The sequence below is a fragment of the Alteromonas sp. CI.11.F.A3 genome (assembly GCF_032925565.1).
GTDB lineage: Bacteria > Pseudomonadota > Gammaproteobacteria > Enterobacterales > Alteromonadaceae > Alteromonas.
Genome location: NZ_CP136708.1, coordinates 4,117,256 through 4,141,347 on the forward strand (window position 1 = coordinate 4,117,256; position 24,092 = coordinate 4,141,347).

General features: G+C 44.2%; 17 protein-coding genes. 10 read left to right on the forward strand and 7 right to left on the reverse strand.

Annotation, left to right across the window (positions count from 1 at the left end; all coding sequences use genetic code 11):
• Window positions 1-249 precede the first annotated feature (249 nt).
• From R1T43_RS17680 to nudF, 4 genes are read right to left on the reverse strand one after another with little or no spacing between them, the layout of a single operon-like run.
• Window positions 250-834 (reverse strand): YqiA/YcfP family alpha/beta fold hydrolase, encoded by a 585-nt coding sequence (locus R1T43_RS17680; RefSeq protein ID WP_317350661.1) that lies wholly within the window; start codon window positions 832-834, stop codon window positions 250-252.
• Window positions 831-1,586, reverse strand: coding sequence for a metallophosphoesterase (locus R1T43_RS17685; RefSeq protein ID WP_317350662.1), 756 nt, complete (start codon window positions 1,584-1,586; stop codon window positions 831-833). Before R1T43_RS17685 ends, R1T43_RS17680 begins: the two co-directional genes overlap by 4 nt.
• A complete protein-coding gene (locus tag R1T43_RS17690; protein WP_211070041.1) occupies window positions 1,583-1,978 on the reverse strand; it encodes a DUF1249 domain-containing protein in 396 nt (131 codons plus the stop codon). The genes R1T43_RS17685 and R1T43_RS17690 overlap by 4 nt, the downstream gene beginning before the upstream one ends.
• Before the next feature lie 41 nt (window positions 1,979-2,019).
• Window positions 2,020-2,646, reverse strand: a complete 627-nt coding sequence (gene nudF / locus R1T43_RS17695; protein WP_211069948.1) for an ADP-ribose diphosphatase — start codon at window positions 2,644-2,646, stop codon at window positions 2,020-2,022.
• Window positions 2,647-2,939: 293 nt separating this feature from the next.
• Here nudF and tolC point away from each other — a divergent pair, with 293 nt between their 5' ends.
• Window positions 2,940-4,307 (forward strand): outer membrane channel protein TolC, encoded by a 1,368-nt coding sequence (tolC, locus tag R1T43_RS17700; RefSeq protein ID WP_317350664.1) that lies wholly within the window; start codon window positions 2,940-2,942, stop codon window positions 4,305-4,307.
• Window positions 4,308-4,577: 270 nt separating this feature from the next.
• On the forward strand, window positions 4,578-5,402 hold the full coding sequence (locus tag R1T43_RS17705; RefSeq protein WP_211069950.1) for an ion transporter: 825 nt from the start codon (window positions 4,578-4,580) through the stop codon (window positions 5,400-5,402).
• Window positions 5,403-5,553: 151 nt separating this feature from the next.
• Here the strand turns inward: R1T43_RS17705 and prsT are convergent, their stop codons facing one another.
• Window positions 5,554-8,331, reverse strand: coding sequence for an XrtA/PEP-CTERM system TPR-repeat protein PrsT (gene prsT, locus R1T43_RS17710; protein WP_317350666.1), 2,778 nt, complete (start codon window positions 8,329-8,331; stop codon window positions 5,554-5,556).
• A gap of 216 nt (window positions 8,332-8,547) precedes the next feature.
• Here prsT and R1T43_RS17715 point away from each other — a divergent pair, with 216 nt between their 5' ends.
• The 3 genes from R1T43_RS17715 (at window position 8,548) to R1T43_RS17725 (ending at window position 13,034) form a co-directional block, all read left to right on the forward strand.
• Window positions 8,548-10,314: a DEAD/DEAH box helicase gene (locus R1T43_RS17715; RefSeq protein WP_317350669.1), complete on the forward strand. Its 1,767-nt coding sequence runs from the start codon at window positions 8,548-8,550 to the stop codon at window positions 10,312-10,314.
• Between the two features lie 124 nt (window positions 10,315-10,438).
• Complete coding sequence (cysG, locus tag R1T43_RS17720; protein ID WP_317350671.1) at window positions 10,439-11,824, forward strand: siroheme synthase CysG; 1,386 nt, start codon at window positions 10,439-10,441, stop codon at window positions 11,822-11,824.
• A gap of 172 nt (window positions 11,825-11,996) precedes the next feature.
• Window positions 11,997-13,034, forward strand: a complete 1,038-nt coding sequence (locus R1T43_RS17725) for a hypothetical protein (RefSeq protein ID WP_317350673.1) — start codon at window positions 11,997-11,999, stop codon at window positions 13,032-13,034.
• Window positions 13,035-13,113: 79 nt separating this feature from the next.
• Here the strand turns inward: R1T43_RS17725 and R1T43_RS17730 are convergent, their stop codons facing one another.
• Both R1T43_RS17730 and R1T43_RS17735 read right to left on the reverse strand, forming a co-directional pair.
• Window positions 13,114-15,312: a multiheme c-type cytochrome gene (locus R1T43_RS17730; RefSeq protein ID WP_317350675.1), complete on the reverse strand. Its 2,199-nt coding sequence runs from the start codon at window positions 15,310-15,312 to the stop codon at window positions 13,114-13,116.
• Window positions 15,313-15,610: 298 nt separating this feature from the next.
• A complete protein-coding gene (locus R1T43_RS17735) occupies window positions 15,611-17,008 on the reverse strand; it encodes a PhoH family protein (protein WP_057794064.1) in 1,398 nt (465 codons plus the stop codon).
• 372 nt (window positions 17,009-17,380) lie between these two features.
• Between R1T43_RS17735 and rapA the strand changes: the two genes are divergently transcribed.
• The 5 genes from rapA (at window position 17,381) to R1T43_RS17760 (ending at window position 23,932) form a co-directional block, all read left to right on the forward strand.
• On the forward strand, window positions 17,381-20,209 hold the full coding sequence (gene rapA, locus R1T43_RS17740) for an RNA polymerase-associated protein RapA (RefSeq protein WP_211069985.1): 2,829 nt from the start codon (window positions 17,381-17,383) through the stop codon (window positions 20,207-20,209).
• Window positions 20,209-21,000: a pseudouridine synthase gene (locus R1T43_RS17745; protein WP_317350679.1), complete on the forward strand. Its 792-nt coding sequence runs from the start codon at window positions 20,209-20,211 to the stop codon at window positions 20,998-21,000. Before rapA ends, R1T43_RS17745 begins: the two co-directional genes overlap by 1 nt.
• A 167-nt stretch (window positions 21,001-21,167) precedes the next feature.
• A complete protein-coding gene (locus R1T43_RS17750) occupies window positions 21,168-22,016 on the forward strand; it encodes a DUF3530 family protein (RefSeq protein WP_211069987.1) in 849 nt (282 codons plus the stop codon).
• A 136-nt stretch (window positions 22,017-22,152) separates the two neighbouring features.
• On the forward strand, window positions 22,153-22,476 hold the full coding sequence (locus tag R1T43_RS17755) for a hypothetical protein (RefSeq protein WP_013785507.1): 324 nt from the start codon (window positions 22,153-22,155) through the stop codon (window positions 22,474-22,476).
• 118 nt (window positions 22,477-22,594) lie between these two features.
• Window positions 22,595-23,932, forward strand: coding sequence for an AmpG family muropeptide MFS transporter (locus tag R1T43_RS17760; RefSeq protein WP_317350683.1), 1,338 nt, complete (start codon window positions 22,595-22,597; stop codon window positions 23,930-23,932).
• The last annotated feature ends 160 nt before the right edge of the window (window positions 23,933-24,092 follow it).

A 24,092-nucleotide genomic window follows, 5' to 3' on the forward strand; every position in this document is an offset into this window, starting at 1 on the left:
ACAAGGGTTAACGTACGCAGAAGACAACTGCAACGCAAGATAAATTGATGTTACCAAGGCTTGCCTACCCTCGCAATGAAAAGGCGAAAGTCAGCAAGCTTGGTTAAAACGATGTGCCGTTAATACTAATGAATAATTACGAATAGTCGCGCAACAATGAGAAGCGAGTAGCCCCCAAAAAAATTAGCGGCCTGAACTAGCGGTGTAAATTAGCAGCCTAAATTAGCAGCACAACTTAGCTAACGGCTTTTAGTCTTTAAGCAGAAAATCTGCAATGGCGGGCAAGTGATCTTCAAAGCCAATAAAGCTGTGATCGCCGCCTTCCTCTACCACTAGCGTACTCATTGCGTATTTGGTTTCTGCTAAACGGTAATCTAAAGTTTCATCCTCAGTTTGCAATAACACCTTGTACGCTGGTGCATACTGCAATTCTTTAGCGTCTAGCTTTTCTATCACTTCAATATCGCTTTCAACGATATTAAACACTTCGCCCGTATACGGGTTGGTATGTTCTCCAATAAAACCTTGCAGTAATTCATAAGGTTTTACCGCAGGGTTAATCAATACCGCTTTTCCCGAGAACTTTTCAATTAAAAAAGTAGATAAATAACCGCCCATTGAACTACCAATAACGCGCAGGCCATCTTCAATTAGCGCAGGTGTGCTTTCTATCAGTGCCAGCAACTGGCTTTCTACTTGGCTCGGGTAATTCGAAAGCGCGGGAATATGCAATGTTACATCGGGGTGATGCTGCTCAAAATACGCTTTGGTAGCCTGCGCTTTTACAGACTGTGGTGAACTTAAAAAGCCATGAAGGTATAACACGTGTTTCATGTTGTTTTTATTCTCTTTATGTCGCAGGTTAACGTTCCATCACCGCGTAACCTAATTAATTGATAACCTGGCTGCTCGTCACTTAACGCAAATTCAGGTGCCATTTCCCACTGCCAACAACTTGCGGGGCAACCCATCACTGGTACTTTATTCTTGGTACCTAGCGTGTAACGAAGGGGCGAATGTACATGGCCATGAATAATGGCCGCTAATGGAATGCCTTCCTCTACCCAGTTTAAAAACTCACCGGCGTTTGCCAAGTCGTGTTTATCCATCCAGCTTTCTGATGGCGAGGCATGGTGGTGCATGGCAAGTAAATGATGGCGATGTGAATGTTCAGATACTTGTTTGGCTATAGCCTTAAGCTCAAGAATATCTACTTGCCCTCTCGCGCCTTCAAAACGTGTATCTACGCCGTGAATTTGCCAGTCGCCTAATTCAACTGGCGCGCCAGCAACAAGATGGTGAGCAGATAATGTATTAAAATGAGGGTTATTATCATGATTGCCGGCAATCACATAAACTGGTGCCTTGGCGTAGTTTTCTATTAACGCGGTAAAGTGCTGATAGCTTGTTAGAGAGTCATCGCCACTTATATCACCGGTAACGATAATCGTGCTGATATTGGCGCTGTGCTGGAAAGCCTCAACCAATATCTGTTTTAGGCTGTGATAGGGATTAATCGCTCCATAACCTTGGCGAGTGGTATCACCAAATAAATGGCAGTCGCTAATATGCAGCAGGGTACTCACGCTAGCGACGTTACCTTAGGACGCAGTTTGCGGCAAAAATCTAACCATTCAGCAAGAAAGATATTCACCATTTGCTTTTCATTGCGTTGGCGCATTTTTAAATTAGGGTATTCGTACGAAGGTTGAAGCGCGCCCGTATTTTGGCTACTTATTACTTCGGCCATTCTGGCATCATGGTACAAACGCACCGTCATTGATGGTGTTAAATAGCTGGGCATATCGTTGGACGTTTGTTTAAGGCTTAATGTACTGGTGTATCGAGCAGACTCAATAATCTTAATTTCGTAGGTAAGCGTGTCGCCCACAGTAAATACGTAGTTAAGTTCCTCTGTATCACAATCGGGCAGAATACGAAGAATGTGCGCGTAGTTTAACTCGCACAATGCCTGCATTGTGGGTAGATGAGGGACGTATTTTCTGTGGGTACGTTGTGTCACGATATCTTCCATTGCTCCATTAGCGTGGATTTGTTCATAAAGAACCATTGTAGCGCAATTACTGCGGCAGCGTTGTCTATATGGCCGTTTTCCAGCCATTCAAGGGCAGTTTGCTCAGCCACTCTATGTACTTTGATATCTTCCGACTCTGTCTCTAATCCGTGAATGCCGTGAGCTTTTTCTGCATTGGTTTTGGCAATAAAAATATGAATACGCTCGGTGGTGCCCCCAGGGCTAGATAAATAACTCATTGCTTTGGTGAGATTTTCAAGCTCAATACCGGCCTCTTCCATCGACTCTCTATGGCATACATCTACTTCTGTTTCACCTTCATCAATCATGCCTGCAATTATTTCTATCAGCCAAGGGGTTGAAGATGTCGCTAATGCCCCTATTCTAAACTGCTCAATAAGAACAAATTCCTTCAAAATAGGATCGTAGGGCAATACGCCTACAGCATGACCGCGTTCAAATAGCTCTCGTTTCACTGTACCGCTTTGGGTGCCGTCGAAGCATTTGTGCGTAAACAGATATTCTTGCATGGTGAAAAAACCACGATAAACCGGTTTTACACTCGTAATTTCAACGTCGTTTGAGGTAAATGAAAGGATTTTCTTGCTCATTTGCAGACACTTTTGGTTCGAAACGATTTATCATGCATAGTACATAGACATACCACTTTTGTATACGCGCCCTAACCGCGGACGAAAGCATAAAAAGTTAATACCGAATTTTCTGAGATAAATGTGATTACTTGCCAATGAACTAGGTTGGATCACATATTCTGTTACAGTTAAAGCAACACTGTTACGACTGTACTGTTTCGGTTTACGAATAAAATTTATACACTTCACATATTATTTATAATTATTAGCAGTCACTTAGACTCATCTAGACATAACAGGAAGACGTAAGCATGAATCGAAAACTTCTGTCGCTCGCAATCGGTTTCTCAGTAACAACCGGTGCGCTTGCCGATGATCTGACGCAAGTGTATCAACAAGCACTTGCCAATGACCCTTTGGTAAATCAAGCGAAAGCGCAGCGTGATGCTGCATTTGAAGGGATCAGCATTAGTCGTGCAAACCTTCTTCCTCAAATCTCTGGATCTATGTCTTATACCACCTCTACCACAGAGAATGCACAAACATTAGGTACAAACGCAGAAGACCTACAAGTTGTCACTTTTGAGACAGACAATGACAGTATCGATTACGGTATTTCGTTATCTATGTCGTTGTACGATCATGCAAACTGGATTGGCTTAGATCGCGCCGAAAAGGTTGCAGAACAAAGCGATGCGCAATTAGCTGCTAGCATGCAAGATTTAATCGTGCGTACGGTTACCGCTTACTTTGATGTATTACGAGCCCGAGATAGTGTTGAATTTGTTAACGCAGAAAAACGTGCCATTGAACGTCAGTTAGAGCAAACCCGTCAGCGCTTTGAAGTAGGGCTTACTGCTATTACTGATGTGCACGAAGCACAAGCTAACTACGACAGCACTGTCGCTCAAGAGATTCAGGCTGAAAACCAACTAGAATTCGCTCTTGAAGCATTACGTGTGATCACCGGCAAGTACCACGACCGCTTGTTTGGCTTAGATAAAGAAACGTTTTCTGCCACTATGCCAGTGCCTGCAAAAGTCGATAACTGGCTAGAAACGGCGCAAGATAAAAACTTAGCATTGTTGGTTGACCGTTTAGCGATGGATATTGCTAAAGAAGATATCGCTGCTGCCCGTTCAGGCCACTTACCTACCCTTGATTTGTCGGCAAGCCTGGGGCGCTCGAAAAATGACGTAGATTCTCAGTTTATTCAGTACGAGACGCCTTACCTTGATAGCGAGTCAATTGGCCTTTCAGTGTCAATCCCAATTTACTCTGGCCATCGTGTAAGTTCGCAAACTGACCAAGCGAAATACCTTTACGTATCAGCCAGTCAAGCTGCTGAACAAACGTACCGTGAAACGGTTCAGTCTATTCGTAGCTCGTTTAATAACGTAAAAGCATCAATATCAACCATTCGCGCCCTTGAGCAGTCTGTGGTTTCTGCAAACAGTGCATTGAAAGCAACTGAAGCGGGTTTTGATGTAGGTACACGTACTATTGTTGATGTACTCGATAGCACCCGTAATTTGTTCGATGCACGTAACAACTTATCGGGCGCGCGCTACGACTTTATCCAATCGGTTGTTACCTTGAAGCAAGCTGCAGGTACCTTAACCGGTGAAGATGTGGCTATTATCAACCGTGGCTTAAAGCCAATGGAAGACGCTGAATAGTCATCGACAACACAAACTGAGAAAATAATCTGGCGATACAACCAGTGTTATTAAAGAAGGCGGCATTAGCCGCCTTCTTTGTAAATGATGTAAAGTCAGAACATGATGTCAGGCACTTTGAGCCAGTAATATGCCGGTGATACAATTTTACTTGCAACAAGCACAATGCATCGTCCATGATGTTGCCCCTTTTTTATTATCCCTAAATAAGCCTATTCATCGTAAATGATTGGTAGCGCTTATTTGTTTGTAATGTGAGCAAAGAAAAACATGCAAGCTTCTGAGTTACAAAGTCGATTTGAACGCATTCGCGCTAATAAATGGTTTGAAGCCTTTGTGGTTAGCGTTATCGTCATTTCAGCGTTATTAGTAGGCGCTAAAACCTATGAACTGCCCGCTGGATTTGGCAGTGTTACCCTGCTACTTGATTGGTTTATCAGCGCTTTTTTCTTAACTGAAATCACTATTCGTTTTTTAGGCGAACGCCGAAAGCGAAATTTTTTCAAAAGCTTCTGGAATGTATTCGATACCGTCATTGTTATTATCAGCCTTATACCTGCCGATGATACTGAACTTGCCTTGATAGCACGACTAGTAAGGGTGTTTAGGGTGCTGCGGATGATCTCCATCATTCCTGAACTGCGCATACTCTTAGTGTCGCTGGTAAAAGCGTTACCTCAACTGGGCTACGTAATGTTGCTCATGTTTATCATTTTCTATATTTACGCTGCCGTGGGCAGTACATTGTTTGGCGATATTAACCCTGTCCTTTGGGGCGACATTACCATCTCATTGCTTACCTTATTCAGGGTGATGACCTTTGAAGATTGGACCGATGTTATGTACGAAACCATGGAGGTTTATCCGCTAAGCTGGGTGTATTACTTAACCTTTATCTTCTTTACTGCATTCGCCTTTTTAAACATGGTGATTGGTATTGTGGTGAACGTGATGGAGCGTGAAAATGAAAAAGCTAGGGAAGAGAAGGAAGCCTTGTTAAGAGCTGAATTAGAAGCCGAAGGCCATAGTGAACCTACATTACAAGACGTAATGGCAGAGCTTACCGCGATTAAGGCCAAACTCGAAAAACAATAATTCGCAACAGTAAATAACAGACAATAAAAAAGCGCCTAGGGAAGATTGAAGTGGCAACCTAGGCGCTTTTTTTTGTATTCACTTAGCTGTTAATGTCGCTATTATTTTAATTAAATCAATAGCTAATAGCTTCTAAGTAACGAATAACTTTTTATAACTTGTAGCTAGTTTTAAGCGTTTCTATACGCTGAAGTGATACTTCTTTTTCAAACTCTCTACTGGCTAAGCGACGCTTAGCTAACGCTTGTTTATCCATCTGCAATAATAGCTCTACGTGATTAAGATATACCTCATCATTTAAGATAGGCCGAGTTGCAATATCTGAATACAGTTTAAGGGCGGCTTCTTTATCGCCTTTAGCAATCAGTATTTGCGCCAGCGTATCTACTGAGTCAGCATTTTCAGGTTGCAAAGACACGGCCTTTTTCGCCATGGTTTCAGCTTTATTTAGGTTTCCATTTTGAAAACTCAAAAACGCTAAGTTATTCAACACTACAAAGTTATCTGGGGTTTTAGTCAAAATAGTTTCATAGGTCGCTATGGCAGTTTCTTTATCGCTACCAATTTGGCGTTCAGCTAACAGCATGGCACTGCGTACATCGTTTGGCGTGTTATCCACATGCTTTTCAAGAAATGATAAAGCTTCGGCTTGTTTACCTGTCATTTCAAGAATAGCCACCATTAGCAAAGCCATGTCTGAGTTTGGCGTAGCTTCATAAGCCACCTCTGCATGTTCTAATGCTTGTTCTGGTTGCTTATCGATAACATACAGTCGTGCAAGAATACCGCGTACAAATGGCAGAGCTTGTACCTCATCAGAGGTGCCATTAATAACCTCCCATGCCGGTTTGCTTTGCCCCATCATGGCGTGGAAATACGCTTTTAAAAGGCTAATCTGTGCATCAGGACGTTTCGCTAATACTTTTTCAGTAAGCGCCAAACCGTCGCGGTAGTTATTCTCTGAATCAAGGATAAGCAACATGCCCAGTACCGCATTTTTATCTTGCGGGTAAAACGCGACCCAACGCTCAAACAACGCTTTGGCTTTTCCAACTTCGTTGGCACGAATTAGCCCTTGGCCTTTTAAATTCCAAAACGCCATTGGGGTGCTTTCATCACCTTCCACAGAGGCTAGCAAGTTATTGTTCTTGGCGACTTCACCCATTCGCGAATAAATACGGGCTAATAATAAACGCAAATCGATATCAGTTGATCGCGTTGCAAGTTGCTTCTCTAAGTAATCAACCACTACCCCATCATTATTTTCTCGCGCTTCTAGGGCATACCACATGGTCAACGCCTGCACGTCAGAAGGGTTGTCTTTTATATGAGACTTAACAAGCGTAACAGCGTCAGCAAACTGCTTCTGCGCAATCAGCAATTTCACCTTGGCATAAGCCACTTCTTTATTGGCACCCTCTAGCTTCTGAGCGCTATTTAGTAAGTCGGTTGCTGTAGTAAAGTCTTCCTCTACAATCGCAATGCTGGCTAGGTACACCAACGGCAAAGCCTCGTTTGGCGCTTGATCACGCCATTCGCTGGCAGCCACTTTTGCCTTTTCAAGTTCACCAGTAGCGATGTATGCGCGCAGCAAGGTATTTTGAGACACTGTCGATTCTGGCGCTCGTTGTACTGCTTCTTCAATGTTAACCAAACCGGATACATCGTTTAATGAAAGTTGCAGTACGCCTAAACGAGCAAGATCTTCTGGCGAGGTATCAACAACCGCTTCGGTTTTTTCTACCATTTGCTTGGCACCAAGCACGTTACCTTCACGAAGTAATTGATACCCCGCTTTTGAAAATAACGCTGCGTCTGTGGTCGCGCCGCCTTCCACTCGGTTTAACACGGCAAGAGCTTCGTCGTTTTCACCCAGTTGCAACATGCTGTCTGCCAGCATTCTTAAGCCTGGGTGATTTTCAGGTAATCTTGATGCCACCATAGTTAGGTGTCGTTGGGCAGCTTCAAAATCTTGAATTTGATACGCGCTGAAACCGGCAACCAATCGCACCACTTGATCATTACGACCGTTTTGTACTGCTGTCTCTAAATGCGCTAACGCTTTTGCATGATTACCATTGGCCGATTCAATTATGCCTTTAAACGTATTTAACAGTGGGTGTGCTTCATTCAGCGTTAACAGCTCATCCACCACCGGCTCAGCACGTTCTAAATCACGCTGCTCTATTAGCAAAGCAGCGTAAGCGAACTTACTGGTCACGTCTTTTGGATAGGCTTTGGTGTAATCTTCATAAACACCAATGGCTTCTGGTTGTTTTTGTTCTAGTAGGTAAAGACGGGCAAGCTGCAATAAAACATCTTTGTTACTTGGCGCTTGCTTTCGCAGTATTTCAGTAGCCGTAAGTGCCTGCGCGTAGTCTTCACTAAGCACATGTTGGTAGCTTTCAATTAAGCCCTTATACACAGATTGCGTATCAAGGGTTAGTAAATCGTCTAGCAGTGCTTCAGCCTCTGCCAGTTTTTCTAACTGCACTAAAGCTTGAAGCTTATAAAAGCCGACTTCGGCAGATTCTACGGCAGTCATGCCCTCTGCACGATAATCCACTTCTCCTAAAGCATTTTCTGCACCCGACTGTTGATAAGCAACAGAGAGCAAGGGAATGACTTCGCTGGCGGGGTGGCCTAGCTCTAACGCTTTATTTAATTCTTTTTCGGCTGATACGTAATTATCATTTTGAAGGTATAATTTACCTAACTCAAAGCGAGGTACCGCTGCATTGGGGTCCATCTGAATGGCATTTTTATATTCAACAATTGCAGCAGCATTATTTTGATTTAGAGCATAAGCTCGTGCGTCTTCGAGGTGAGCGTCTATCGATTTGTCGCCGCATCCTACTAAAAGGCTGCTCAAAATAAGAACTGCGATGGAAGATCGCTTAAAAATCTGCTGTGGGTATTTCTTATTCATTGTCGTTCCTTTGCCCTACATCATTTGAATTTCGAGGTATACCCGAAGTTTACACGACCAATTGTGCATTTTTTCGTCATTATTGTGCAATTTCGTGGCAACCTGACCATTATTCGAATATAATAACGTTTTTTGCAATACCGCGAGCACACTCCGACGTTTGAAGGCGTCCTACAGTATGCCGCACCCTCCTTACTTAAAGCATCAGGACCCTTAATGACAACAACTGTCGACATGACATTTAAAGATCTAAAACTACCAGAACCTATCTTACAAGCCCTTGAAAAAGTTGGCTACGAGAAACCGTCACCTATTCAAGCCGAGAGTATTCCATTACTGCTTGAAGGTCACGACTTACTCGGTCAGGCCCAGACAGGGACAGGAAAAACCGCAGCGTTTGCCCTTCCAATGTTGGCAAATATCGATCCTGAGCAACGTAAGCCGCAATTACTGGTACTAGCACCTACTCGCGAATTAGCGATTCAGGTAGCAGAAGCGTTCCAAGTGTACGCTAGTTTCAGCCATAAAATTAAAGTACTGCCTGTTTACGGCGGTCAATCTTACGACAACCAAATTCGCCAGCTTAAGCGCGGCGTTCAAGTTGTGGTAGGTACACCAGGTCGTGTAATCGATCATATCAAACGTAAAACGTTGGATTTAAGCGAACTTAAATTCCTCGTACTTGATGAAGCCGACGAAATGCTACGCATGGGCTTCATTGATGACGTTGAGCTTATTTTGAGCCACGCGCCAGCTGAACGCCAAACGGCGTTGTTCTCGGCTACTATGCCTGGTCCAATTAAGAAGATTACTCAGCGTTATCTTAAAGATCCTAAGCACGTAAAAATTGCGTCTAAGGTAAGTACTGCAAGTACTATCCGTCAACGTTACTGCCAAGTCGCGCCTCATCATAAGCTTGAGGCACTTACGCGTATCATGGAAGTAGAGCGTTTTGACGGCATGATTATTTTCGTGCGTACTAAAACAGCGACTGTTGAACTTGCTGATAAACTTTCTGCACGTGGATACGATGTTGAACCGCTAAATGGTGATATTCCTCAGAACGCTCGTGAGCGTACTGTTGATAAGCTTAAGCAAGGTAACATTGATATCTTAGTAGCAACTGATGTTGTTGCACGTGGTCTTGATGTTGAACGTGTTAGTCACGTAGTTAACTACGACGTACCTTACGATAGTGAATCTTATGTTCACCGTATTGGTCGTACTGGCCGTGCTGGACGTCAAGGTGATGCAATCCTTTTCATCTCTCATCGTGAAAAGCGTATGCTTTTCTCTATTGAGAAGACGACTAAGCAGCCAATTGAAGCAATGCCAATTCCTTCAATTAGCGAAATCAACGAGACCCGTTTAAGCCGTTTCAAGCAATCTGTTATTGAAGCTACGCAAGATGACAGCATTGAAACGCTTATTCCATTGGTTGAGATGATTAAAGAAGAAGCTGAAGCTTCTCCTGAAGTGCTTATGGCAGCATTACTTAAGATTGCCCAAGGTGATGAGCCGCTTATTCTTAAAGAAAGCGACCGCCCTGATCTTCACAGCAAACCACCTCGTGATAGCCGTGAACCTCGTGGCGACCGCAGAGATGGCCGCGGCGACGGTCGTGAGCGTAAGCCTAGAGCGCCTCGCACTGGTCGTAAGCCAGAAGCAGGTATGCAGCGCTTCCGTATCGATGTAGGTCATACACACGGTGCTAAGCCGGGTAATATCGTTGGCGCAATCGCAAACGAAGGTAACATGGATTCTAAGCACATTGGTGCTATCGAAATTTATGATAACTTCAGTACTGTTGATTTGCCTGAAGGTATGCCAAAAGAGACTAAAGATAAACTTCAAGGTACTCGCGTAGCGGGTCAACGTTTATCTATTCGCGAATGGTCTGATACACCACCAGCGAAGCGTGAGCGTGGCGACAACCGTGGTGAAAACCGCAGCCGTGATAACCGCGCACGTCGCAAGTCGTAAGATCGAAATAAAAGCAACTTCCGCCTTTATATAACGTTGTGGAATATAAAGGCTGATTTCGTTGTTTCTAATTAAAAAGAATTAGCGCAAAATAGCGTTAGTTCTTTTTTTTATGTGCCCTTTGATGGATTACTTTCCCCTATTTTTAGATGCTCGCTCTCTTCGCTGCTTAATTGTTGGCGCTGGAGAAGTAGCCGCCCGCAAACTTGAGCTCATCATGAAGACCCCAGCTCACATCACTGTGGTGGCGCCTTGGGCATGCGATACGGTAAAACGTTTGGCACAAAACGAAAAAGTAACCCTGATTGAGCGAGAATTTATCGATAGCGATTTAGCCGACAAAGACATGGTTTTTATTGCCACTGATAAATCAGAAACCAATCAAGCTATTCACGATTTAGCTCGCGAACAAAAAGTGCTAGTAAACGTGGTAGATAACACACCACTTTGCCAATTCATTACCCCTTCTATCGTAGACCGTTCACCTATTATTATTGCCATGAGTAGCGGCGGCGTAGCGCCCGTACTATTGCGCTATTTGCGGCAAAAGCTGGAAACCGTGCTACCTGCTAATTTAAGTAAACTGGGCGCGTTCTCTGAGAAATTCAGAGAAAAAGTAAAGCAAGCCTTAAATGGTGTTACTGCAAGGCGTTACTTTTGGGAAGACGTATTAGACGGTGATATTGCTGAGATGGTCGAAAAAGGCCAAGACAGTAAAGCCGATGCAGCTTTTGAGACCGCGCTAACGGCAGCGGCTGAAAACAATCAAGTGCAAGGCCAAGTTTATTTGGTAGGCGCAGGTCCTGGCGATCCAGACTTACTCACCTTTCGCGCATTGCGCTTAATGCAAAAAGCCGATGTGGTAGTTTACGATAGATTAGTGTCACCACAAATTTTAGAACTCGTTCGCCGCGATGCCGAAAAAATTTATGTGGGTAAAGCAAAGAGCAACCATAGCTTGCCGCAAGATGACATAAACCAATTGATGGTTGATGAAGCGAAAAAAGGTAACCGTGTAGTGCGCTTAAAAGGCGGAGACCCGTTTATTTTTGGCCGTGGCGGGGAAGAGATTCAAACTCTTATTCAGCACGGTATTGAGTTTCAAGTTGTGCCCGGTATTACCGCGGCCAATGGCGCATCTAGTTATGCAGGCATTCCATTAACCCATAGAGATCACGCCCAATCAGTGGTGTTTGCTACAGGTCACTTAAAAGACGGTACCATCGATTTAAATTGGCAATCACTCGCACACGCTAATCAAACGATTGTGTTTTATATGGGGTTAACGGGTTTACCCATTATTTGCGAAAAGCTAATTGAAAATGGTCTTACCGCAGATACCCCTATTGCACTTATCCAATCGGCCACTACTGAAAATCAGGTAGTGGTAACAGGCACGCTTAGCGATATTACACAAAACCCAGCTACATCTGCGTTAAAGCCCCCTACACTCATTATCGTAGGTACAGTAGTAAATTTGCATAACCAGCTCAATTGGTTTGGTGACTAACTTCCCCATGTGAGCAGGCGTTGGTTTTAACTAATTTGTTGCAATTTACCCCTGTGTACGCATACTGAATTAATCAGCTAAGCGGCATGTCGGCATTTATACATTGGTAATCACACCAAAGCGAAGGTTTCAATTTGTAGGGCATGTAAGCCGTCTTTGCAGGCAAACGGCGATGTTTGTCATAGGCTTATCTACTCGGCTATTTAAGCCGTTAGCGCTCTGGTTAGCCTTTCCGCTTGCCTTTTCACTGGCACCGCCACTAGCCCTGCCGCTTAGGATCGCACTTTTTCTTCTTTGTTTTGCCCCTATCGCTACTTACGCATCGCAACTCTCTTTCGACAAAACCGTGACGCCTGATGATATTCAGTTCAAATATCGATGGCTAGATAGCGAAGGTATGGAACAAACCATTGCATTCTCTTTGCCCAATAGCGCGTTAAAGGTAGCGCCTACCACACAAGCCAACTATAAATCTGAAATAGCCCAGCGTTACGTTACTGTGTCGTTATTGAAAGAGGCAAAGAAAGTCGACCCGCGCGAAGCCGTTGTGTCAGTTACCCATGAAAATGACGCCGTTAATATTAAGGTAAAATCAACCAAGCCAAATAAAGCTGACCAAATATTATCTCAACTAAAAGACGTGCAACGAACCGCTTATTCTGACTACCTTGATAAGCATTATTACACCCGATTCACCACGCTTTTTAATCAACAAGCGGTAAAGCCGGACCACCTTCGCTACGTTGCACAAACGTTTGAATCGCTTAGGCCTATATCGGAAGCATTTTATGACAAAATAGGTCGTATCGAAAACAACCGCGCTTATTTACAGCTTTTACTCAGCTGGGTTCAAAGCATTCCTTACGACACGCTGGAAGATAGAGTTGCTAGTAACGGCTCAGGGTTTGCGCCGCCTCTAGGGTTACTGATGCAAAACAGAGGCGACTGCGACAGTAAGGCGGTGCTGACGGGCGCTTTGGTACGTGCCTTTCTTCCTTCTACCAACATCATTATGGTTTTTCTTCCCCATCATGCGTTACTAGGGGTGGCGATAAACGCCACTTCCGAAGACGAGAAGTTAGACGTTGAGGGTAAGACTTACGTGCTTTTTGACCCAACCGGCCCAGCCCTTATCCCCTTTGGCGACATTTCAGAAGATACGAAACGCTACATCTCTACGGGCCGCTATCAAGTGGAGCATATTGACTGATAGTGCTCTAACAATATTAACCCTTTCTGTGCCTTATCGTAAACATTACCGCTATAAACACAGGCTTTGATGTTGATAGCTATAAAGTGGGCTTATTAAAATAATCTAACGCTTTAGCATCATCCATTTTCTGAGCGAAGTTAATTCCCAACTGCCGCAACTGCGGATCATACCGATAACGGCTTAACGCCTCTTTTAACTCTCGTAAGGCTTTGTCAGTTTGCCCTAAGCTATCTAAAGCTAGAAAGTAGACGTAAATGTATTGCACATTGTCGGGAGCTAATTTAACAGCTTTCCTAAATGCTTCTATTGAATCTAATTTTCTTTGCGAACGAATTAAGTACATGCCACGAGCATAATATAATACAGCTGAGCTAGGGTTAGCTTTCAGCCCTGCATTAAGTGTTAGTTCTTCGTCTTTAGCTAGCGCCGCTTGACGATAAACATCAGCTAAGTTGACATAATTAGGTACATAGTAAGGGTCTACTTCGATACCATGTTGCAAGCTATTCAACGCCTCTTGTATACGTCCAATTCGTAAATAAACCATACTCTGATTAAGCGCTGACTCCCCGCGCCACATAGACACTTCGTTAGACATCAATAATAGCGCCAATGCTTTTTTAAAAGAAGCTTGGTAGTTCAATCTAGCATCCAGTAAATGATTAGCAGCCCCAAGACGTACCGCCTTAAAGCGATCATCTAATAACGTTTGATAAGATTTCAACCGCTCAGGAATAGGCAACAAGTTTCCAATTCCAGCTACCGCCAAACGAATAAGTTCATGTTCTGAATGCACCCAGCCTTTAATATCGTCATCAGAGAGTTGCTCAACACTGTAAGGCAGCATCGCGATTGCGCTAGCGCGTACAATAATACTAAGTTTATTATTGTCAATTAGCGCGAAGTGTTGGGCAATCGGTAAAGTACCATTATGCATTAAAGCGACAAAATCATCTGGTGTCGACTTAGGGGGGGCAATGCCTTCGCGACGCTTATTTATAATATCTGCAGACCAGCTGGAAGATTGTGATGTATGACAACTATTACACACATTTGGTGTTTCGAACTTAGTGCTTAACTCAGGCTGCGGCACTTTAAAACTATGATCCCTACGAGCATCGACTCCCATAAAAGTTGTTTGTGGCATATGACAGCTTACGCATTGCCCTGCGAATGAATTTAGGTCGTGGCGAATGTGAGATTGTTTCTGATATACCTCGCTGTTGTGGCATTGTAAACATAACCCGTTACCCTGAACTTTTATTTTCATAGTATGTTTGTCGTGGCAATCCAAGCAATTCACTCCCGCGGTATACATTTTACTTTGTAGGAATGAGCCATAAACATAGACCTCTTCTTTGACTTGCCCATCTGCGTGATACATCGTCGGCGTCAACAGCGAGGGCACAAACTGGTCTAAAAAGGCAGCATTCGGATCTATGCCATCAGTGATGGGGGTGCGTAATGAATGGCAGGCGAAGCAGGTCTCCATGAAACGATTGTCTCTAGGCTCTCCATGCCATGAAGCAATTTTATCCCCGTCGTCCAGTAACCACTCACCCAAAGCTTTTTGATCATCTGATGATAGAGGAAATTGACCAGTTGAGAGCTTATGTGAAGAGCTATTTTTGGATAAAGACGAAGATGATGCGGCGGTTTCGGTGTGATTATTCATTTTACCGTGACAAGACTGACACCCCACATTTATGTTGTGCCACCTAGTATCGAACTGATTCGTTTCAACAGAATAGTTGCGGGTTAAACCATCTGAATGACAATCTGCGCACATACCGTTCCAATTTTGCAACGGTTGACGCCAATGTAAGCGGTCTGCGGGTTGAATATCTTCCTGAGAATTCAGGGGGTACCACTGTTGGCCTCCTTCTGATTCAGGCCGAGAGTCCCACGCAAAAGGGAATACTTGAAGCTTTCCGTCACCAACTTCGATTAAATATTGTTGTAAGGGATAGTGCCCAAAAGTATATTTTACTGGGTAATCCGTTGTGTTTTCGGCTTCTGTAAAATTTATCCAGAACTCTTCGCCTTTTTGGTAGAAGCGCGCCACCTGCGTATGGTGTTCTGCTTCTACACCCGAAAAATCACCCAATACTGTCTTTGATACTGCCACATCCATGGCTTTCGCATGATCAGATTCTTGCCAGTTGGAAACTGCTTTATGATGACAACTGACACAGTTTGTATTTCCCATTACCTTAAAAGGTAAAATTAAAAATAGACTCGCCATTAGTAGGCTAGTAAACGTTAAATACTTCATTAAAATTTCACTAAAATACCATATCCGACATCTTACTTACTCAAGGCCAATATTTAGATTAATTTTAAAAAAACTTACGACCCAACCTTGTCCTAGTCGCTTTAGCAATCAGCTTATCGACTATGAAACATATGGCCCCCGCTACAATGTAGGTGTGAGAGGTAAGTTTTAAGCATAATATAAGCGGTGTCGCGCTGTTTAATACCACGCAAAAATGACGGTTGTTCTACGCTTATCAATAATTTTGCCTTGGGGAAATATCCCCCCCAAGGCAAACTATTATTAGCAAGCTACCACACTAAAGATTCTCTTCTGCAAAGCTGGCTAAACGGCTTCGCACTACCCCATCTAAGTTTAGTGTCGCACTACCGGAAAAGTCTTTGAACTTCTCTACCAAGTAAGTAAGACCTGAAGTTACGGCACTTAAGTAATTACTGTCGATTTGGGCCAAGTTTCCGCCCACAATAATTTTAGTCCCCTCGCCGCATCGGGTGATAATGGTTTTAAGCTGTGACGCAGTTAAGTTCTGAGACTCATCCAAAATAACAATAGAATTTTGAATGCTTCGCCCGCGCATAAAGTTAACCGACTTATACTGGATATTGGCTTTTTCCATGATGTAATTCATAGAGCCTTTCACATTCTCATCGTGCTTATGTAGCACCTCTAAAGAGTCTGTAATGGCCGCCAACCACGGCAGCATTTTCTCTTCTTCCGTACCCGGCAAGAAGCCTATCGATTCGGCTATTTCTGGCGTGCTACGTGTCACGATTATCTTATCGTACATGTTACGCTCTACCACCATTTCAAGGGCGGCGGCTAGGGCCAATAGGGTTTTACCACTCCCAGCAGGACCAGTAAGGATCACCAAGTCGATGTGTGGGTCAAGTAACGCATGAAGCGCCATAGCTTGGCCGATATTCTTAGGCGTTATTCCCCACGCATGGCGGCCCATTAAGCGCTCATAGCCTAAATCGAGCACTTCAAGAGAGTCACCGTTAATCGCTTCAACGAGTCCAGCAAAGTCGTTGCTTTCATCAAGTAAAAACTCATTGATGTAAGCTTCTGGCAGCATGGCTTTGGGAATGGTGTGAATGGTATCGCGGCCTTCAGTGCGACTATCTACACTTTTAACCTTGTCCCAGAAATTGCCCTCAAACCGATGAAAACCCCGAGAGAGGTATTTAATATCACTGATAAGTTGGTCGGTGCGGTAATCCTCTACATGAGCAAGACCTGCCCCTTTGGCTTTGAGGCGCATGTTGAGGTCTTTGGTGACCAACACCACTTGTTGCGGTGCATTTGCCTTTTGTAAATGCAGAGCCACGTTAATGATGCGGTTGTCATTCTCATTACTGGTGAACACTTGCTGCGATTGCGCCATGCCCAAATCAGTATAAATAGACAACGAACCTGTGGGCGCTGTTTCACCTGCACCCATTCCCACCATAGACACACCCGCCACCATATTGTCAGGTGACGCATCGTGCAATAAGTCTTCCATTGCACGAATAGATACTCGCGCATCTCGGGCAACGTCTTTCTTACTGTCTTTGATGTAATCTAGTTCTTCAAGCACTGTCATTGGTACAACGACATCGTGTTCTTTAAAGGAGAGAAATGCGTGAGGTTCGTGCAGCAGAATATTGGTATCGAGGACGTATATTTTTGTATCAGTGGAATTTTTTCTTGGCATCCTTTACTCCGGTAAATAAGGCCAGGCACACACAACAAATTAGCGTGCTAGGAACAGTTCCGCTGAAGGAGAAGAAGTTGTCGCTCGAACAGGACTTCCACTCCTTGTCGCGTCGACCGAAAAGTGGCAGTTACCTAAACACCGCCACTTCACACGCTTGCCCAACAAACAATCACAAGCGCTAAATCCACCATAATCCAGATTTTCATTATTAGCACTGTTTTTCTGCTAAATTTTTTTTCTTCTGTTTTTTCCTTCCTCCTCCAACCACATTTTCCAACCCAAGATTAAAACGCACAAATGGGCTAGTATTAATGACTTATTAATACACAATGCGTACAATACCGCCCCCGCAAAAAAGGTTGGTGATTTATGAGTTCAGGAAATCCGTTTTCCATTGGTCAGCGTTGGTTAAGTAATACTGAAACCGAATTAGGTTTAGGCGCTGTTATTAGTGTTGATTTTCGCTCAGTTGAGGTGTTTTTCCCTGCTACGGGAGAGGCGCGAATGTATACAAAGCAAGAAGCCCCCCTTACCCGTTTAGTGTTCGATATTGGCGAAACCATAAAAAGCCAAGACGGCTGGCAAATGACAATTTCTGAAATTGAAGAAAGCCAAGGCGTTTGCATTTACTTCGGTATCCGCGAAGACACCAAAGCACAGGTACGCCTATCTGAAACCTTGCTTGATCACCATATTCGATTAAACCAACCTGAAAAGCGTTTGTTCAGCGAGCAACTTGACCACCCTAAGTGGTTCGACTTACGCCTTAATGCGCTGAACCACCAATACGATTATTTACGCTCAAGCACTTTGGGCTTAGCGGGAGCTCGTATCTCGCTCATTCCCCACCAGCTGCATATTGCCTCTGAAGTGGGTGGACGCCACGCACCACGTGTTTTACTTGCCGATGAAGTTGGCTTAGGTAAAACCATTGAAGCCGCGCTTATTATTCACCAGCAACTGCGCACGGGGCGCGCTCAGCGAGTACTCATTTTAGTACCAGATTCATTGGTACATCAGTGGTTGGTTGAAATGCTGCGCAGAATTAATCTGCCTTTCGCTATTTTTGATGAAAGCCGCTGCGAAGCTTTAGATGATGATGGGGAAACCAACCCCTTTGATAACGACCAGTTAGTGCTATGTAGCATCGACTTTTTGAGTCAAAGTGAAAAACGTCAGCAACAAATTCAAGCGGCATCGTGGGATTTAATGGTGGTTGATGAAGCCCATCACCTTGCGTGGTCTGCCGATGCCCCTTCTGCTGAATATACTTGCGTGGAAGCGTTAGCCAATGAAACCCCAGGGGTATTGTTATTAACCGCAACACCAGATCAACTTGGCCATGAAAGCCACTTTGCCCGCTTGCGATTACTCGACCCTGCTCGCTTCCATAGTTACGAAGCATTTTTAACCGAAGAGTCGCGTTACAGTCAGCTTGCCGACGCGGTAGCCCCGTTACTTTCAGACACCACACCGGACGAAAAGCAGCGCACTAAGCTAACCGACTTCGCCCCGGATGTGATGGAAAATGCAGGTGATTTAGCACAACCTGAAGCACGCCGCGAATTAGTACATCAGCTTATTGATTGCCACGGCACTGGCAGAATGCTGTTTAGAAACCGCAGAGCCAATATCGAAGGCTTCCCTGACCGCGTATTGCTTGGCTACCAACTCGAACTGCCAGAGGCATATCAAAGTGCGGTAACCGGTGGTGATTTAACCCATGCGTTATATCCTGAGCGTATGCCAAGCGTTGTGAATAGCTGGATGGATGAAGATCCTCGGGTTGGTTGGTTACTTGATTTTATGCAGTCGGTAAAACCAGAAAAGATATTACTGATTTGTGCCAGTGCGCGCACCGCGCAAGAACTTGGTGAAGTCATTCGCACTCAAACCGGTGTACGTCATAGTGTGTTCCACGAAGGCATGACCATTGTTGAGCGAGACAAAGCCGCTCATTATTTCTCTGATGAAGAAGACGGCGCACAAATATTACTGTGTAGCGAAATTGGTAGTGAAGGTCGAAACTTCCAGTTTGCCCATCACTTGGTGTTATTCGATTTACCAGTAACACCCGACTTACTTGAACAACGTATTGGACGCTTAGATCGTATCGGTCAAACGCAAACCGTTGAAATTCACGTGCCTTATCTGAAAAACACCGCTCAGCATGTGTTGGTGGATTGGTATCATGAAGGACTGAATGCATTCGAGAAAACCTGCCCGACTGGCTCAGGTGTGTTTGACGACGTAAAAGCCTTATTGATTGGCGCGTGCTTGCACCCTCACGATCTTCATACTCGTGATGAACTTATTAACTTAAGTACCACGTTAAATAGTCAGTTAGTGGCGCAGTTAGAAGCGGGTCGTGACCGTTTATTAGAGCTTAATGCGTCTGGTGAAGGCCGCGTTGAACAGTTACTTGAAGACATCATATTGCTTGATAACTCGCAAGATTTATCGCGTTTTATGGGTCGTTTGTTTGATGCTATTGGCGTTCAGCAGGAAGAAAAAGGCAGCGATTGCTTTATTCTCATGCCAACCGAATCTATGGTTAGCCAATTACCGGGTCTTGATCCTGAAGGCATGACGGTAACCTATAAACGTCGCGTTGCTACCACCTTAGAAAATGTGCAATTTTTAAGTTGGGATCACCCCCTTGTACATACCGCTATCGATTTAGTACTTAGTGATGTGCACGGTAAGAGCAGCATTGGCTTTATTGCCGATCCTGACCTTCCCAAGGGCGCTTACTGGTTAGAGGCCTTGTTTGTGTTAGATGCCAACGCCCCTAAAGCACTTCAGCTTGGTCGTTTCTTACCACAAACGCCACTGCGTATTTGTTTAGATGCACAAGGTAATCAGGTTGACTTAACGTTTGAAGTTAAACGCAAAGTGAATCGAAAGATTTCGCATCAATTGATTAAAGCACTGCATCAACCGCTTACCTTAGCAATTGAGAACAGCCGGAAACTGGCGCATCAACAAGCGAATCAAAAGCTACACGATGCACTGCAAGACATGCATAAAACCCTAAACAGTGAAATTCAGCGCTTAGTCGACTTACAAAAGCGTAACCCGTCAGTGCGTGACAGTGAAATTGAGTTTATTGAAAATCAAATGAACGCGTTAGACAAAGTAATACAAGGTGCTGACGTGCAGTTTGATGCCCTTCGTTTAGTGGTGAATAACCCTTAATGGCTAATCCAGCGTTTGTTTATAACCCGCCCGTACAGCCCTATTTAACCATTCTCTACCAAGATGATGACATCTTGGTAGCGAATAAGCCCAGCGGCCTGTTAAGTGTGCCAGGTAAGGCACAAGAACATAAAGACTCGCTTATTAGCAGAGTAAATACCGTGTTCCCCACTGCCACTGTGGTGCACAGGCTAGATATGGCGACATCGGGCATTATGGTGATGGCGCTCAATAAAGAAAGCCATCGGCATATTTCAAAGCAATTTGAACTACGCAAAACCAAGAAGCGCTATTTTGCTCGTGTTTTCGGCCACGTGAAAAGTAACAAGGGGGAAGTGAACTTACCCCTTATTTGTGATTGGCCTAATCGCCCAAAGCAAATGGTTGATTATGAGCGAGGCAAAAAAGCCCTAACCCACTATGAAGTGGTAGACGTAACGCCAAGAGCATCGCGTATCACCATTAATTCAGCCACTAGCGCTAATACTCCCCCTGATATAAGCCCCGGCTTTAGCACTACGAGTGAGCAAAGCGAAACGTTAGTGGCCTTGTACCCGGTTACAGGGCGCTCCCACCAACTCCGTGTGCACATGCTTGAGTTAGGTTACCCTATCTTAGGTGATAGGCTTTATGCGCATCCACAAGCCCTAGGTATGGCCGAACGTTTACAGCTGCATGCAGAAAGCTTGAGCTTTGCGCATCCTTCGTCTGAAGATTGGCTAACGTTCCAAACGCCTATTCCGTTTACTGGTTATACACACTACTCCCCCGCCCCACTATCTATCGATTGAAATTCTGGGCTATAGATTGAGACTTTGTGGCACTTCTTACCTATCTGTTTCACCTGCTTTCATTAAAGCGGTTAATTAACCCAGCGCTAAAAAATACTCTTGGTTCGAACTGAAGTTTTCAAAGGTTTAGCCGATAATTAAAGTGTTGAATGCTTTATTGGTACGCCATGTTACATTTATTTCGTTTTCTCGTGGTGGGTTGCAGCTTTATGTTTTCGATGGGATATTTTGTGCCTGGTGCGCAAGCCCAAAGCTTGTATGAGGATATCACCCACGCTTTTTTACCCGACGACATTACCTATGTAATGGCTGGGGAAATCCGCGTGCCTATTTTTGAGAGCTCTTCAGCATTGCCTATCTCTCGCGGTGCGGCCATTATTTTAGCTGATGCCTCGCCCACCGGACTCTCCATTGGGGATGCACGTCAATTAGCCAGCTTACTCAATGAAAAAGGTTGGCATGTGGTGGTTAGCCCAGTTTCATTGACGCTAGAGGAAGACCCTGACCTACCCGTCGATGAGGCTATTCACCCGAAAGCTGACAGTCGGCTTCAACGACAAAATTACGTATCGTCCAGCCAGCATCTAACCATCTTAATCAATGCGCTTAATACTCACCTTGAAAGTCATCAAGGGTTTAGAATGAACATTGCCTATGGAATGCAGGCTGCACAATTGCTGGATTTAGGTTCTAAAGGCATTATTCCCTCACCAGACACTTTAGTCGCCATCACCCCCTTTTGGCCGAATGACGACATAAACCGCGCTGTACCAGAATTTATTGCAGGCACTGAATTTCCGGTGTTAGACTTATCGATTAACGGCACCAATCCATGGGCGTTGCAAACGCAAGCAAAACGAAAGCAACTTGCCACCACTTCCCTTAAGCTTCACTACAGACAACAGTCTCTATTCACGCAAAATTCAACCTTTGGTCTAATGGACAATGAGAATAGCGCTAAAATTCAGCTAATTGCTGGCAGCGTTCTTGGATGGGCTCAACATTTAGGCTGGTAATTAGAATCTAAACCAATTAGTCTAATTTACAGTTTAAAACAGTAACCTATCTCATTTGCCTTGGGTTTTACAAGGTATCACTGGGTGTTCTGAACTATAATTCTTTTTAATCTTTAATAACGGCGGCTGTGTGTCTATGACTGTTCAAACATTCGTAAACAAAAAGGCCAAGCAGCTGTGTTTTTATCTGAGGTCATTTTGGCAAGGAGAGCTTCCAGTCGAGGAGATTGAGCTATTCTTTTGGGATAGTATGGAAGAGTGGGGCCAGATAGAGTACACATTTACCCAACCTTACACCTATAAGGAACGGGTCTTTTGGCATTTGCTCCATCAAGTCCATTTTTGGCAAGAAGATAAGTTACGTTCAGATAAATATCTTGTCGATGAGTTAATGAACTGTGTATTGTTTTTAGAAGGCAAAGGGCACTGCCCCATCGATTGTGTTGGTATACGCCCCTAGCAACTTTCTTTATTTATCAATTTATTAGTGATTCAACCCTTTATCGTTCGTTTTCATTGAAACTGAAGCGTGATCATGGCTCAATACGAATGGATCACGCTTTGGCCATGGAACGCATTTGTTAGACTCTCTCAAAACTTATCAAGACAGACGTTACCTTAGTATTTTTCTATTTGGCATTACCAGTGGTTTTCCATGGATTATGATTGGTTCGGTGCTTTCAGCGTGGTTAAAAGATGAAGGCCTATCTCGGTCTGCCATTGGCTTGTTTGGTGCTATCTTTGCGGTCTATTCCTTCAATTTTCTTTGGTCTCCTTTAATTGACCGCGTAAAACCTCGCTTTCTTGGCCAGCGTCGAGGCTGGATTTTCATCATGCAAGGCGGCATTGCCCTGTGTTGTGCGTTGATGACACAACTCTCTGCTAATAGTCATTTGTTTTACTTAGCATTGGTGGGCTTACTCATTGCTATCTTTTCATCAACTCAAGATATTGCGATAGATGGCTATCGAATTGATGTCATTGAAGAAAATGACAACGACGGTTTGTCGGCAGCATCATCTGTAGCCACCGCTGGTTGGTGGACGGGTTATGGTGGACTTGGAGCCATCCCATTTTTTATTGCAGACAACAGCAGCTGGTATTGGCCTGATATTTACGGCTTACTCGCCCTTTTTATGCTTGTACTTATGGTCACCACGGTGTTTGCCAAAGAGCCTGACATAGATCGTGACTTACTGCGTAGCCAAGTGGTGGGGAGCCCAACACAGGGCAGTGCCGGAGAAGGCTCTTCTAAAATAGCGTTTTGGTTTAAACAAACCTTAGTGGCCCCTTTTTCAGAATTTTTCTCCCGTAATGGCGTCAAGCTCGCCCTCTCTTTTTTGCTGTTTATATTCTTGTTTAAAATTGGAGAAGCCTTCTTAGGAAGAATGAGTATCGTTTTTTACAAAGAAATTGGTTTTTCAAATAGTGATATAGGCACTTACTCAAAGCTGCTCAATTGGTGGGTGACCATTATCTTTTCTCTGATAGGTGGGCTAGTCAACATTCGCTACGGCATTTACAAGGGGTTAATGACCGCCGGTATTGCTATGGCGGCTTCTAACCTTATGTTTTCCCTTATTGCTACCACTGGGCCTGATGTTACACTTCTGGCCGCTGCGGTTATTATCGACGGCTTTACGGCTGCTTGGAGCACCGTGGCCATGGTCGCTTTTATTTCTCTGTTGTGTAATCGCGCTTTCAGTGCCACCCAATACGCCCTTATGGCATCGCTAAGTGTAGCGGGGAGAACCTTAGTGGCATCCAGTAGTGGTTTCGTGGTTGATTTCCTTGACGGTAATTGGAGCCAGTTCTTTGTTATTACAGCACTTATGGTTATTCCCAGCTTGCTGTTCTTACACAATATTCGACACAAAATCACTCATTTGGAAAAATCTAAAACTTCTGAGCAATAACGTTGCAATAACTCATTTCCCATCTAAAGTTAAACTACAGTGCATATAAGCAATGATGAGGAAATGAGTTCGTAAAAGGATAGCCTAAATTAGCCATACAATAAGCGTTCACTTGGCTTCAAGATAGCTGATTAAAATACAGTAGTAGGCTTGGCGACAG